A 12,941-nucleotide genomic window follows, 5' to 3' on the forward strand; every position below is an offset into this window, starting at 1 on the left:
TTGAATTACGATTATGTGAGTTAAGCAAAGCATTTTTTTGGCATTTTCTCGATCGGGGCTGTGGGATAGCCATCAAGAAAACACAACTTTTATATTACAGTATAAACATAACAAGTGCAAGTGATTTTTAAACATTTAGCCTATTAATCAGGAAGAAATTTATAGAAAAAACTATTCACTTTCAATCTCGTCATATTCAACACTCCACAAAGCTAACCCCATGGCCACAGCTGTTGGACCGGCATGTGATCGATCACATGCTGCCAATATTTCAGCAACCTTATCAGCAGGTATTTTACCTTCCCCCACATGGATCAAAGTCCCCATAATAATGCGAACCATGTGCTGAAGAAATCCACTACCCGTTATATAAGTATGGATAACTCCTTGATCTGATGAAGAGGGTCGGCACATACTGCGGTCTACTTCCATATGAGCTTCAAAGATCGTTCGTACATGAGAAGTCTTCGTAGACCGTCGTGATGCAAACGAAGTGAAGTCATGTGTCCCTATAATTTGCGTTAAGCCTTGCTGCATCGCAGGAATATCCAACTTCACTGGATGGTGAAGCTGCCAGCGCCGCTGAAACGGATCTGGAAACCTGTTGCCATTGATCGTGTATCGGTAAGTTTTACGCTTAGCCCCTCTACGAGAGTGAAACGTTAGCGGAACTTCCCTAGCCTCTGTAACCACGATGTCTTGTGGCAGCCGGGCATTAAGCGCTAGACACCAACGTTCAGTTGGGATTCGAGAGGAGGTTGTAAAGTTAAAAGGCTGGCCATAGGCATGTACTCCGGCATCTGTGCGGCCTGAAGCAGTAATCTTAAGCTTCTCACCTGTCAGATGGAGTATGGCTTGCTCCAGCCGATCCTGAATCGTATTGCCCTGAGGCTGGGTCTGAAAGCCATCATAATTCGTTCCGTCATAATTGACCTTCATCAATAGATTACGCATTCCGTTCTCCTTTTTAAACCGGTCAGCAGAACGTCGATCGAAGCACTGTCTGATCTTCTATTTGAAGAAATGGCTTCGCCGTCCCTAGTAGGACGGCATCCATTTTTCATATATAGAACTACAAGTCCTATAGGATCCTTAATTTCAAAAAAAAGAGCCCCTGCGGGAGCTCCTTCAATTGAACCAAGGTGATTCCCACGGTTATTAGTACAGCAGAGTCTTGCGCCTCTGCAGCACAATAACGCTGATATTTCCCCCATCTTTACTCCAAAGAGGGCTGGATGAAAGGGAAGCATCGGAAATCAATACTTGTGATACTACGCGCGGTCTACCAATTCAAGATAAACCATAGGCGCAGCGTCGCCACGACGAGGTCCTAGTTTAAGGATACGAGTGTATCCACCTGGACGCTCAGTGTAACGAGGAGCAATGTCAGAGAACAATTTTTGAATTGCATCTTGTTCACCATCAACAGTCTCGCGGCGAACAAATGCAGCTACTTGACGACGAGCATGAAGATCACCTTTTTTAGCTTTAGTGATCAGCTTTTCAGCGATAGAACGAACTTCTTTCGCTTTAGCTTCCGTTGTTTGGATGCGCTCGTATAAAAACAGATCCGTTACCATGTCGCGAAATAACGCTTTACGCGCACTGGAATCACGGCCCAATTTTTGGTATGCCATTGTGTTTTCCCTCCTTTACTAAAGCAATCTGCAGCTATTCTTCTGTGCGGAGACCCAAACCAAGTTCCTCAAGCTTTTCCTGAACTTCTTCCAAAGATTTGCGACCAAGGTTACGCACCTTCATCATATCTTCTTCAGTCTTCGTGGTAAGCTCTTGTACGGTATTAATACCAGCACGTTTGAGGCAGTTGTAGGAACGAACAGAAAGATCAAGCTCTTCGATTGTCATCTCAAGTACTTTTTCTTTTTTGTCTTCTTCTTTTTCAACCATAATTTCGGCGTCTTTCGCTTCGTCCGTAAGACCTACGAACAGAACGAGGTGCTCGTTCAAAATTTTGGCTCCAAGGCTTACAGCCTCTTCCGGTCTGATACTTCCATCCGTCCAAATTTCAAGCGTCAATTTGTCATAGTTAGTCACTTGACCAACACGTGTATTGTCTATGCCGTAGTTAACGCGTGAAATTGGAGTGTAGATGGAGTCAACTGGAATAACACCAATTGGCTGATCGTCACGTTTGTTCCGGTCCGCTTGGACATAGCCGCGACCACGGCCTGCAAAAATACGCATATGAAGTCTCGCACCAGGTCCCAGCGTTGCAATGTGAAGATCCGGATTGAGGATCTCAACATCGCTGTCCGCACGGATATCACCTGCGGTAACGATGCCTTCCCCTTCAGCATCAATCTCGAACACTTTTTCCTCGTCTGAATGAATCTTCAGAGACAAGGCTTTAAGGTTCAGAATGATTTCCGTCACATCTTCCATTACGCCTGGAACGGTCGAGAACTCATGCAGAACGCCGTCAATTTGGACCGAAGTCACTGCGGCTCCTGGAAGCGAAGAAAGCAATATCCGGCGAAGCGAGTTCCCCAGAGTCGTGCCATACCCACGTTCCAGCGGTTCAACTACGAATTTCCCATAGGTACCTTCATCATTAGCTTCTACGGTCTCAATCTTCGGCTTTTCGATTTCTATCACGAGTTTACCCCTCCTTCAACGTCGCTCCTATATGAAACTGTCACCCCATCAGGTGCATCATGTAGTATGCCTAAACACCTATTATTAGCAGATGCGTCAGAATTATACCACATTCACAATACTGATTTCACTATACGCGACGACGCTTAGGCGGACGGCATCCATTGTGAGGAACCGGAGTTACGTCTTTAATAAGGTTAACTTCAAGCCCTGCAGCTTGAAGGGAACGGATGGCTGCTTCGCGGCCCGCGCCCGGTCCTTTAACCATAACCTCAACCGACTTCATGCCGTGCTCCATAGCTGCTTTAGCTGCTGATTCAGCTGCCATTTGCGCTGCGAATGGAGTGGACTTACGGGAACCTTTAAATCCTTGGCCGCCGGAGCTTGCCCAGGAAATTGCATTTCCGTGAGGATCCGTGATGGTAACGATGGTGTTGTTGAACGTGGAACGAATATGTGCCACGCCGGATTCGATATTTTTACGGTCGCGACGTTTGGTACGTACGACTTTTTTCGGTTTAGCCATTGTCTCTTATCCCCCCTTATTATTTCTTTTTGTTTGCTACCGTACGACGCGGGCCTTTCCGGGTACGGGCATTCGTTTTAGTACGTTGACCGCGAACAGGCAATCCACGACGATGGCGAACACCGCGGTAACAGCCGATCTCAGTAAGACGTTTAATATTTAAGGAAATTTCACGACGCAGGTCACCTTCAACCTTAACCGTTTTGTCGATCGTTTCACGCAGTTTGCTGACTTCATCTTCCGTCAAATCACGGACACGTGTATTAGCGCTAATGCCTGTTTCATTAAGAATTTTCTGAGAAGTCGTTTTACCGATTCCGAAAATATAAGTCAAGGCGATCTCAACGCGTTTGTCACGTGGCAAATCCACTCCAGCTATACGAGCCATTTTACGCTACACCCCCTTCTTAACCTTGTTTTTGTTTGTGTTTCGGATTTTCGCAAATCACCATAACAGTCCCTTTGCGGCGGATTACTTTACATTTCTCGCAAATGGGCTTTACAGAAGGTCTTACCTTCATGTTAATTACCTCCTCAAAGTTTTGCGAAGCAAAACTTTTTTCGTAGTTCCCATCTATTTACGGTAAGTTATACGACCTTTTGATAAATCATAAGGCGATAACTGCACGACCACTTTGTCTCCGGTCAAAATACGGATAAAGTGCATCCGCAATTTACCGGATACATGGGCAAGTATTTGATGACCGTTCTCAAGCTCAACCTTAAACGTTGCGTTTGGCAACGGTTCAAGGACAGTACCTTCTACTTCAATGACATCTTCCTTAGCCACAGTTAGTCTCCTTTCTCATCAGCACTTATTCCGGTGGGTCCAGCATACTTCATGACTGCGAATCGCAGCTTTCCGTTTGTTACCCGCCCAGTTTCCTTCAAACTGTCCACAACCTCACTGCTGATGAAGGGTATGAGCTCAAGATGAAGAATATTCTTCTTCTTTGGCCCATCAAACTTACGTTTGTCTCCATCTGCAATGTATACAAATCTGCTATCAACAACTGCGATAACAACGGCTGCCTCTCCGGCATCTTTGCCTTTGAGAATTCTCACTAATTGACCAACCTGCGGGCTGCTCACAGTATTCAAGTGGAGATCACCTACGCATTCAGTTTTGTGAAAATTTCCATGCCGTCCGGAGTAACTGCTACTGTATGCTCGAAGTGAGCACATAGTGAGCCATCAACCGTAACGACAGTCCAGTTATCTTCCAGTGTTCTGACATGTCTCTTTCCTGCGTTTACCATCGGCTCAATCGCGAGCACCATACCCGGTTTCAGACGTGGTCCGCGGTCCGCTATGCCATAATTCGGAATTTGCGGTTCTTCATGCAGTTTTGCCCCAATACCATGACCAACATACTCACGTACGACTGAGAAACCAGCCTCTTCGATGTATTGCTGAATAGCATGGGAGATTGTAAACAAGCGCACATCCGGCTTAACTAACGCCAGTCCCGCGTACAAGGAGCCTTCCGTAACGTCCAGCAAACGCTGAGCCTCTTCGGAAATGCTGCCCACACCGTAGGTCCAGGCGGAATCACCGTGATAACCGCGGTACTCTGCACCGATATCCAGCGTAACAATATCGCCTTCGATCAGTTTACGTTTACCTGGAAATCCATGCACCAATTGTTCGTTGACTGAAGCGCAAATGCTGGCAGGAAAACCGTTGTAGCCTTTGAAAGACGGCACAGCATCTTGACTGCGAATGTATTGATCGGCGATTCTGTCGAGCTCGCCCGTTGTAATGCCAGGCTCAATGGCCTGAGCAATAAGACGGTGACTCTCGGCAACAATTCGACCAGCTTCCCTCATAAAGGCAAGTTCCTGTTCGGATTTACAAATGATCATTACATTAACCCCGCATTAAAGACACGATTTCAGAAGTAACGACATTAATTTCGTTTTCCCCGTTTACCTGACGCAAAAGACCTTTATTATCATAAAACGCAAGCAGCGGCGCTGTTTTATTATCATACTCATCCAGGCGCTTGCCTACACTTTCTTCGTTGTCATCCGGACGTTGATATAATTCACCGCCATCAATGTCGCAAATGCCATCTTGCTTCGGCGGGTTGAAGATTAAATGGTAGGATGCTCCGCAAACGCTGCAGATACGACGTCCAGTAAGACGCGCCATTAGCAATCCACGGTCAACATTCAAGTTGATGACATGATCCAAAGAAGTGTTCAAACGGCTAAGAATATCATCCAGCGCTTCCGCTTGCGAAAGAGTTCTTGGAAAACCATCCAATAGAAATCCTTTTTCGCAATCGGACTGCTGCAGCCGTTCTTCGACTATCCCAATGGTCACATCATCTGGTACAAGCAAACCTTGATCTATAAACGATTTGGCCTTCAATCCTACCGGAGTTTCCTGTTTGATTGCCAAACGGAAAGCATCTCCTGTTGAAATATGAGGAATACCAAATTCTTTAACGATTTCTGCCGCTTGTGTTCCCTTGCCTGCCCCAGGAGGGCCCATGAATAAAATGTTCACGATTTCTCTCTCCCCCCAAAAGTTCGCCACCAAGCAAGAAACAGCATAATAGGTGCCGGGAAGAATAAAAACTTAAGCTTCACCGGAACCTATCACCTATTTATTGATGAAGCCTTTGTAATGGCGTTTGATCAATTGGCTCTCGATCTGCTTCATAGTATCCAATGCCACACCGATTACGATCAGCAGTGATGTACCGCCAATTCGAACTTCTTTAGGCAATCCAGATAAAGCACCGAAGAACATCGGCAGAACAGAGATCAAAGCTAGGAACAAAGCGCCGGACATAGTCAGACGAGACATTACTCTAGTCAGATATTTCTCTGTAGCTTTACCAGGACGGATACCTGGAATGTAACCACCATTCTTCTTCATGTTATCGGCCATCTGCTGAGGATTCATCTGCACGAACGTATAGAAGAACGTGAACCCGATGATCATCACTACATACAGAAGCATACCAAGTGGAGCATCGGTTGCTAAATACTTAGCAATCCATTGAGCCCAGGCATGTGTTGACCAGAAACTGGAGAGAACAACTGGGAACTGAAGCAATGATACGGCGAAGATTACCGGAATTACACCTGCCGCATTAATTTTCAATGGGATATGTGTATTCTGTCCACCGTACATTTTATTGCCGACTACGCGTTTAGCGTATTGAACAGGAATCTTCCGAATACCTTGCTGTACGAAGATAACTGCTGTAATAATCGCTACAATCACAATCAGCACGATAACGACTTTAAGAATATTCAGGAACACCTGATCCGGCTGAATAAAACTTGAGTTAGCCGTACTTGTGATATATCCCGGAATGGCGGCGACGATTCCCGCAAAAATCAGGATCGAAATCCCGTTCCCGATTCCCTTTTCGGTAATCTGTTCACCAAGCCACATCAAGAAAGAAGTACCCGCCGTCAAGATAATGGCAACCAGCAAGTAATCAGCAAATGTCGCATTCGGCATCATTTGAGTATTATATATCCGGTTAAACCCTATCGACGTAGCAAAACCTTGGATCAGGGCTAATATCACTGTACCGTAACGAGTGATTTGCGCCAATTGTTTTTTCCCGTGCTCCCCTTGTTTAGCCCATTCAGCAAACTTAGGAACAACATCCATCGACAGCAATTGCACGATGATGGATGCTGTAATGTACGGGTAAATACTGATCGCAAATATCGAGAAGTTTTTGAGCGCTCCGCCCGAAAAGGTGTTCAAGAGTCCCATCAAAGCGTCACCGCTCTGATTTGCTGTTTGCAGTACATCTTTGTTCACACCAGGAACCGGAACAAACGAACCGATACGGTAGATAATCAGAATGAACAAGGTAAACAGGATCTTTTTGCGCAAATCTTCAACATGCCAGATATTCTTAAGCGTCTTGAACATTAGATCACCTCGGTTTTACCGCCGGCAGCCTCGATTTTCTCTACCGCAGATTGAGAGAACTTATTTGCTTGTACAGTCAATTTTACGGTCAACTCACCGTTGCCGAGAATCTTGATGCCGCTTTTGGAATTCTTGACAACACCAGTTTCAAGCAACAACTGCGGAGTCACTTCAGTTCCTTCTGCAAAGCTATTCAGATCTTCCAGGTTCACAATCGCATACTCTTTACGGGTAGGATTGACGAAACCACGTTTAGGCAGACGACGATAGAGCGGATTTTGTCCACCCTCGAAGCCCGGACGAACACCACCGCCAGAACGTGAGTTTTGACCTTTGTGACCGCGACCGGAAGTTTTACCATTTCCGCTACTAGGACCACGACCAACGCGATTGCGTTCTTTGCGGGAACCAGGAGCTGGAGCAAGTTCATGTAACTTCATCGTTTGCACCTCCTTATGTTTGTTAATTTATGCGAGGCGATTAGCCTTCAATTTCAGTTACAGATAGCAAGTGACTCACTTTATTGATCATTCCGCGAATTGCAGGACTGTCATTGTGAACCACTGTCGTGTTGAGTTTACGCAGGCCGAGCGTCTTAACAGTAACACGTTGTGTTTCTGGACGTCCGATTACACTACGTACGAGGGTAATTTGCAATTTTGCCATTGACGTTCCCCTCCTTAACCGCGCAATTCTTCGACAGATTTGCCGCGAAGTTTCGCGACCTCTTCAATGCGTTTCAGACGGGAAAGTCCCTCCAAAGTTGCATTGACCATGTTCATGGAATTCGAAGAACCCAGTGATTTTGTCAAAATGTCGCCAACGCCTGCCAATTCCAATACCGCACGAACTGGACCGCCAGCGATAACGCCAGTACCCTCTGATGCTGGTTTCAACAACACGCGTCCTGCGCCGAAGTGTCCAGTAACGAGATGGGGAATCGAAGTTCCTACGATTGGGATGTGAATCAGGTTTTTCTTGGCGTCTTCAATGCCTTTACGGATGGCATCCGGAACTTCGCCGGCTTTACCGATACCAGCACCGACGTAGCCGTTGCCGTCGCCCACAACAACAAGTGCACTAAAGCTGAAACGGCGTCCGCCTTTTACAACTTTTGCAACACGGTTAATGTGTACAACTCTTTCTGTCAGTTCTAAACTGTTCGGATCTACACGCAAGTCGTTAACCTCCTTTTAAGAATTATTCTAGAATTCAAGACCAGCTTCACGAGCTGCATCAGCCAATGCTTGAATCCGTCCATGGTACAAGTAACCTCCGCGGTCGAATACGACCACTGCATATCCTTTTTCTTTGGCACGCTCAGCGACCAATTGGCCAACTTTCGCTGCAGCTTCAACGCTACCGCCATTACCGATGTTAGCGCTCAGATCTTTATCAAGTGTAGAAGCGGATACGATAGTAACCCCTTTAACATCATCGATCAGTTGAGCGTAGATGTGTTTCGAAGAACGGAATACGTTCAAACGTGGACGCTCAGTAGTTCCCTGGATCTTCTTACGAACACGCAGGTGTCTTTTGAGACGAGCCTTGTTTTTATCTTCTTTTGTAATCATGACTTCCCTTTCACTCCCTTCAGTTTGCCGTAAACAGCTTCACTTTAAGATGCACGGGGTATCTTACAATTAAGTTTAAACTGGTTATTTCTTCTTACCAGCTTTACCTTCTTTGCGGATGATACGCTCGCCTTCATATTTGATACCTTTACCTTTATACGGTTCTGGTTCACGAACGGAACGGATTTTAGCAGCGTATGCGCCAACGCGTTCTTTATCGATACCTTTAACGATGATCTTCGTGTTCGCAGGAACTTCGAACTCGATACCAGCTTCCGGTGTAATTTCAACCGGGTGGGAATAACCAACGTTCAGAACGATTTTATCTCCGGATTTGCTTGCACGATATCCGACCCCAACCAGTTCCAGAGATTTCGAGAAACCTTCAGTCACACCTGCTACCATGTTGTTGACAACGGAGCGGGTTGTGCCGTGAAGTGAACGATGCAATTTGTTATCCGACGGGCGAACAACGGTAATTTCGTTATTTTCAACTGTAACCTTCATGTCTTTATGAAGCTCACGAGTCAAAGAACCTTTTGGACCTTTTACTGTAATAACGGCGTTGTCCAAAGTGACATCTACACCGCTAGGTACTGCGATTGGTTTGCGACCAATACGAGACATGTGTTGCACCTCCTTATCTTGTGACGTTTATTACCAAATGTAGCAGACAACTTCTCCGCCAGATTTTGATTGACGAGCTTCTTTGTCGGTCATAACTCCCTTAGATGTGGAGATAATCGCGATTCCTAGACCACCGAGTACACGAGGCACTTCATTGCTCTTCGTGTATACGCGAAGGCCTGGTTTACTGATTCTTTTCAAACCAGAAATAACACGCTCTTGGTTAGGGCCGTATTTCAAGAAGATACGGATAATCCCTTGTTTGCTATCTTCAACGAATTCCGCATCGCGGATGAAACCTTCACGCTTCAAAATGTCAGCGATTTGTTTCTTCATAGTAGAAGCAGGCATTTCTACCGTCTCGTGACGCACAATGTTAGCGTTACGAATACGAGTAAGCATATCTGCAATAGGATCAGACATAGTCATGTGTGTAAACCTCCTTCCCGTTTATAAACTTCTTACCAACTTGCTTTTTTCACGCCAGGGATCTGGCCTTTATAAGCTAATTCACGGAAACAAATTCTGCAAATTTTGAACTTTTGCAGTACCGAATGTGGACGACCACAACGTTCGCAACGTGTATATGCACGTACTTTAAACTTAGGCGTACGTTGTTGTTTAACTTTCATCGAAGTTTTTGCCACTTAGCCTGACACCTCCTAAACATTTTCGGAGAAAATGGATTAACCGACTTTATTTTGCGAAAGGCATTCCCAGCTGACCCAGCAGCTCGCGGGATTCCTCGTCCGTCTTAGCAGTCGTTACAATAACGATGTCCATACCGCGGACTTTATCCACTTTGTCATATTCGATCTCGGGGAAGATCAATTGTTCTTTAAGACCAAGTGTGTAGTTACCACGGCCGTCAAAGGCTTTAGTGGAAACACCACGGAAGTCACGTACACGTGGAAGTGTTACGTTGAACAATTTGTCCAAGAAGTAATACATACGCTCTCCGCGCAGTGTTACTTTAACCCCAATCGGCATATTTTCGCGTAGTTTGAAACCAGCGATGGATTTTTTAGCTTTAGTGATTACTGGTTTTTGACCAGCGATCAACTGCATGTCATTAACTGCAGCATCAAGTACTTTGGAGTTTTGAACAGCGTCACCCACACCCATGTTGATGACAACCTTCTCGATCTTAGGCACTTGCATAACAGTTGTATAGTTAAACTTCTGCATCAAAGCAGGTGTAATTTCGTTAAGAAAACGTTCTTTCATTCTTGCTGCCATGAAGATTTAACCTCCTTTCTTAAGGGCTAGATTAGTCGATAATCTCTCCGGATCTTTTAGCAATCCGAACTTTTTTACCATTGTCCAAAACTTTGTAACCGATACGGGTTACTTTGCCGGTCTTCGGATCGATGTGCATTACGTTGGACACATGAATCGAAGCTTCCTGCTCAATAATTCCACCCTGTGGATTCAGCTGGTTCGGCTTTTGGTGTTTTTTCACCATATTGACGCCTTCTACCAGAACGCGGTTTTCACGAGGATAAGCAGCGATGACACGGCCTTTTTTGCCTTTGTCTTTACCACTGATCACAAGCACCACGTCATCTTTCTTCACGTGCAGTTTATTGTTATGGGATTCCAGAACTTTTTTCACTCTAGGCATTTATTACACCTCCTATAACTAACCTTCAACTTATTGGTGCCGTGTTTATTAGATAACTTCCGGTGCCAAGGAAACGATCTTCATGTAGTCTTTATCGCGAAGTTCGCGAGCAACTGGTCCAAAGATACGTGTTCCACGAGGGCTTCTGTCGTCTTTAACAACAACAGCTGCATTTTCGTCGAATGCGATGTAAGATCCATCTTTACGACGAACGGAACGTTTCGTACGAACAACTACCGCTCTAACAACATCACCTTTTTTGACAACGCCGCCTGGTGTTGCTTGTTTAACGGAACAAACGATCAAATCACCGATTGCTGCTGTACGGCGTCCAGTACCACCCAGTACGCGGATACACATCAGTTCCTTCGCACCAGAGTTGTCAGCCACATGCAAACGTGTAAATGGTTGAATCATTATAATTTCCTCCTTCCGGAAAAACTCTCTTGATTATCTTAGATGATAACCGCTGCTTCTACCACTTCAACTAGTCTCCAACGTTTGTCCTTAGACAACGGACGAGTTTCCATGAGTTTTACGGTATCGCCAATCTTTGCAACATTTCCCTCATCATGTGCTTTGAATTTCTTCGTAGACTTGATGCGTTTGTGGTACAAATTGTGTTTCTTATAGGTTTCAACAGCAACTACGATGGTTTTATCCATTTTATCACTGACCACTTTACCGATTAGCACTTTACGTGCATTACGTTCTTCACTCATTAGTTAGCCTCCTTCCTGAATACGGATCTGCGATCCGTCTCACTTAACTAATCCCAAGCACTCTTTGATGGATCACGGTTTTAGCACGAGCTATTTCCTTACGCACGTCACGAATCCGAGTTGGGTTGTCCAATTGGCCAGTTGCCAATTGAAAACGGAGATTAAAAAGTTCCTCTTTGAATCCAGCGATCTTTTGTTCAATCTCAGCAGTGGTTAAGTTGCGAAGTTCATTAGCTTTCATTTGCTTCACCACCCAATTCTTCACGTTTCACAAACTTAGTCTTTACAGGCAGCTTGTGAGCGGCAAGACGCATCGCTTCACGAGCGATTTCTTCCGACACGCCTCCGAGTTCGAACATAATCTTGCCCGGTTTAACTACGGCTACCCATTTCTCAACGTTACCTTTACCACTACCCATACGAACCTCGAGAGGCTTTTGAGTAATAGGTTTATCTGGGAAAATCTTGATCCAAACTTGACCGCCACGTTTGATATAACGTGTCATCGCGATACGAGCAGCTTCGATCTGACGGTTAGTGATCCAAGACGGTTCAAGTGCAACCAGGCCGAATTCGCCGAAGTTCAATTCAGTACCGCCTTTTGCCATACCCTTCATGTGTCCGCGTTGTTGCTTGCGGTGTTTTACGCGTTTTGGTACCAACATGATTAGTTGCCTCCTTCCTGAGCAGCTTGTTTCTTAGCTGGGGGAAGAACTTCTCCACGGTAAATCCATACTTTTACGCCGATAAGACCGTAAGTTGTATGTGCTTCAGCCGTTCCGTAATCGATATCGGCACGAAGCGTATGAAGTGGAACTGTTCCTTCGCTATAACCTTCTGAACGAGCAATCTCAGCTCCGCCAAGACGTCCGCCCACTTGAGTTTTAATCCCTTTTGCGCCAGAACGCATAGTTCTTTGAATCGCTTGTTTGAGGGCACGACGGAACGATACACGACGTTCCAATTGTTGAGCAATGCTCTCAGCTACAAGAATTGCATCCAATTCAGGGTGCTTGATTTCATTGATGTTGATGTGTACTTTTTTGCCACCAGCGATTGCTGTAACTGCGCTGCGAAGTACTTCTACTTCTGCTCCGCCTTTACCAATAACCATACCTGGTTTAGCTGTATGAATTGTAACGTTCACGCGGCTAGCCGCTCTTTCGATCTCGATATGGGAAACAGCGGAATCCTTCAATTTGCCTTTAAGGTATTCCCGGATTTTGACGTCTTCCATCAGAAGAGTACCGAAATCTTTTCCTGCATACCATTTAGATTCCCAATCGCGAATAATACCGATTCGGAGTCCGATTGGATTTACCTTTTGACCCACGTGTTATCCC

The 12,941-nt window shown here is 45.4% G+C and carries 25 protein-coding genes; all 25 read right to left on the bottom strand.

Annotated features, from left to right (window positions below; all coding sequences use genetic code 11):
* Positions 1 to 171 precede the first annotated feature (171 nt).
* Positions 172 to 954, bottom strand: coding sequence for a tRNA pseudouridine(38-40) synthase TruA (gene truA, locus NST58_RS29655; protein WP_036680587.1), 783 nt, complete (start codon positions 952 to 954; stop codon positions 172 to 174).
* A gap of 317 nt (positions 955 to 1,271) precedes the next feature.
* Positions 1,272 to 1,637 carry a 50S ribosomal protein L17 gene (gene rplQ / locus NST58_RS29660; RefSeq protein WP_019908254.1) on the bottom strand — a complete coding sequence of 122 codons (366 nt, stop codon included), beginning with the start codon at positions 1,635 to 1,637 and terminating at the stop codon, positions 1,272 to 1,274.
* A 34-nt stretch (positions 1,638 to 1,671) separates the two neighbouring features.
* Positions 1,672 to 2,616 (bottom strand): DNA-directed RNA polymerase subunit alpha, encoded by a 945-nt coding sequence (locus NST58_RS29665; RefSeq protein ID WP_036680585.1) that lies wholly within the window; start codon positions 2,614 to 2,616, stop codon positions 1,672 to 1,674.
* Positions 2,617 to 2,746: 130 nt separating this feature from the next.
* Entirely contained in the window at positions 2,747 to 3,142 is a 396-nt protein-coding gene (rpsK, locus tag NST58_RS29670) for a 30S ribosomal protein S11 (RefSeq protein ID WP_019908251.1), read from the bottom strand.
* A gap of 19 nt (positions 3,143 to 3,161) precedes the next feature.
* Positions 3,162 to 3,530 carry a 30S ribosomal protein S13 gene (rpsM, locus tag NST58_RS29675; protein WP_036680583.1) on the bottom strand — a complete coding sequence of 123 codons (369 nt, stop codon included), beginning with the start codon at positions 3,528 to 3,530 and terminating at the stop codon, positions 3,162 to 3,164.
* 19 nt (positions 3,531 to 3,549) lie between these two features.
* On the bottom strand, positions 3,550 to 3,663 hold the full coding sequence (gene rpmJ / locus NST58_RS29680; protein WP_003322638.1) for a 50S ribosomal protein L36: 114 nt from the start codon (positions 3,661 to 3,663) through the stop codon (positions 3,550 to 3,552).
* Between the two features lie 53 nt (positions 3,664 to 3,716).
* The gene (gene infA / locus NST58_RS29685; RefSeq protein WP_036652996.1) at positions 3,717 to 3,932 is read right to left on the bottom strand and encodes a translation initiation factor IF-1; all 216 of its coding nucleotides are present in this window, start codon (positions 3,930 to 3,932) and stop codon (positions 3,717 to 3,719) included.
* 2 nt (positions 3,933 to 3,934) lie between these two features.
* Positions 3,935 to 4,243 carry a KOW domain-containing RNA-binding protein gene (locus NST58_RS29690; protein ID WP_036680581.1) on the bottom strand — a complete coding sequence of 103 codons (309 nt, stop codon included), beginning with the start codon at positions 4,241 to 4,243 and terminating at the stop codon, positions 3,935 to 3,937.
* A gap of 11 nt (positions 4,244 to 4,254) precedes the next feature.
* Positions 4,255 to 5,007 carry a type I methionyl aminopeptidase gene (gene map / locus NST58_RS29695; protein WP_038573450.1) on the bottom strand — a complete coding sequence of 251 codons (753 nt, stop codon included), beginning with the start codon at positions 5,005 to 5,007 and terminating at the stop codon, positions 4,255 to 4,257.
* Between the two features lie 4 nt (positions 5,008 to 5,011).
* Positions 5,012 to 5,656, bottom strand: a complete 645-nt coding sequence (locus NST58_RS29700) for an adenylate kinase (RefSeq protein ID WP_038573451.1) — start codon at positions 5,654 to 5,656, stop codon at positions 5,012 to 5,014.
* Between the two features lie 96 nt (positions 5,657 to 5,752).
* On the bottom strand, positions 5,753 to 7,051 hold the full coding sequence (gene secY / locus NST58_RS29705) for a preprotein translocase subunit SecY (protein WP_076130016.1): 1,299 nt from the start codon (positions 7,049 to 7,051) through the stop codon (positions 5,753 to 5,755).
* Positions 7,051 to 7,491 (bottom strand): 50S ribosomal protein L15, encoded by a 441-nt coding sequence (gene rplO, locus NST58_RS29710; protein ID WP_036680569.1) that lies wholly within the window; start codon positions 7,489 to 7,491, stop codon positions 7,051 to 7,053. The genes secY and rplO overlap by 1 nt, the downstream gene beginning before the upstream one ends.
* Before the next feature lie 40 nt (positions 7,492 to 7,531).
* Positions 7,532 to 7,717, bottom strand: a complete 186-nt coding sequence (rpmD, locus tag NST58_RS29715; RefSeq protein ID WP_036680567.1) for a 50S ribosomal protein L30 — start codon at positions 7,715 to 7,717, stop codon at positions 7,532 to 7,534.
* A 14-nt stretch (positions 7,718 to 7,731) separates the two neighbouring features.
* A complete protein-coding gene (rpsE, locus tag NST58_RS29720) occupies positions 7,732 to 8,229 on the bottom strand; it encodes a 30S ribosomal protein S5 (protein WP_036652980.1) in 498 nt (165 codons plus the stop codon).
* 27 nt (positions 8,230 to 8,256) lie between these two features.
* Complete coding sequence (rplR, locus tag NST58_RS29725) at positions 8,257 to 8,625, bottom strand: 50S ribosomal protein L18 (RefSeq protein ID WP_036680564.1); 369 nt, start codon at positions 8,623 to 8,625, stop codon at positions 8,257 to 8,259.
* Positions 8,626 to 8,709: 84 nt separating this feature from the next.
* Positions 8,710 to 9,252 (bottom strand): 50S ribosomal protein L6, encoded by a 543-nt coding sequence (gene rplF, locus NST58_RS29730; RefSeq protein WP_036680562.1) that lies wholly within the window; start codon positions 9,250 to 9,252, stop codon positions 8,710 to 8,712.
* Positions 9,253 to 9,282: 30 nt separating this feature from the next.
* A complete protein-coding gene (gene rpsH / locus NST58_RS29735; RefSeq protein ID WP_036680560.1) occupies positions 9,283 to 9,681 on the bottom strand; it encodes a 30S ribosomal protein S8 in 399 nt (132 codons plus the stop codon).
* A gap of 32 nt (positions 9,682 to 9,713) precedes the next feature.
* Positions 9,714 to 9,899, bottom strand: coding sequence for a type Z 30S ribosomal protein S14 (locus NST58_RS29740; RefSeq protein WP_013312154.1), 186 nt, complete (start codon positions 9,897 to 9,899; stop codon positions 9,714 to 9,716).
* A gap of 49 nt (positions 9,900 to 9,948) precedes the next feature.
* The gene (rplE, locus tag NST58_RS29745) at positions 9,949 to 10,491 is read right to left on the bottom strand and encodes a 50S ribosomal protein L5 (RefSeq protein WP_036680558.1); all 543 of its coding nucleotides are present in this window, start codon (positions 10,489 to 10,491) and stop codon (positions 9,949 to 9,951) included.
* 31 nt (positions 10,492 to 10,522) lie between these two features.
* A complete protein-coding gene (rplX, locus tag NST58_RS29750; protein WP_076099615.1) occupies positions 10,523 to 10,876 on the bottom strand; it encodes a 50S ribosomal protein L24 in 354 nt (117 codons plus the stop codon).
* Positions 10,877 to 10,924: 48 nt separating this feature from the next.
* Positions 10,925 to 11,293: a 50S ribosomal protein L14 gene (gene rplN, locus NST58_RS29755; protein ID WP_036680556.1), complete on the bottom strand. Its 369-nt coding sequence runs from the start codon at positions 11,291 to 11,293 to the stop codon at positions 10,925 to 10,927.
* Positions 11,294 to 11,331: 38 nt separating this feature from the next.
* Positions 11,332 to 11,598, bottom strand: coding sequence for a 30S ribosomal protein S17 (rpsQ, locus tag NST58_RS29760; protein WP_036680554.1), 267 nt, complete (start codon positions 11,596 to 11,598; stop codon positions 11,332 to 11,334).
* Positions 11,599 to 11,641: 43 nt separating this feature from the next.
* Positions 11,642 to 11,839 carry a 50S ribosomal protein L29 gene (rpmC, locus tag NST58_RS29765; RefSeq protein WP_019908232.1) on the bottom strand — a complete coding sequence of 66 codons (198 nt, stop codon included), beginning with the start codon at positions 11,837 to 11,839 and terminating at the stop codon, positions 11,642 to 11,644.
* Positions 11,829 to 12,263 carry a 50S ribosomal protein L16 gene (gene rplP, locus NST58_RS29770; protein WP_036680552.1) on the bottom strand — a complete coding sequence of 145 codons (435 nt, stop codon included), beginning with the start codon at positions 12,261 to 12,263 and terminating at the stop codon, positions 11,829 to 11,831. Before rplP ends, rpmC begins: the two co-directional genes overlap by 11 nt.
* A gap of 2 nt (positions 12,264 to 12,265) precedes the next feature.
* Positions 12,266 to 12,931: a 30S ribosomal protein S3 gene (rpsC, locus tag NST58_RS29775; protein WP_038573452.1), complete on the bottom strand. Its 666-nt coding sequence runs from the start codon at positions 12,929 to 12,931 to the stop codon at positions 12,266 to 12,268.
* Positions 12,932 to 12,941: the final 10 nt, after the last annotated feature.

Origin of the sequence: Paenibacillus sp. FSL R10-2796 (assembly GCF_037965315.1) — a bacterium.
Taxonomy (GTDB): domain Bacteria; phylum Bacillota; class Bacilli; order Paenibacillales; family Paenibacillaceae; genus Paenibacillus_AQ; species Paenibacillus_AQ odorifer.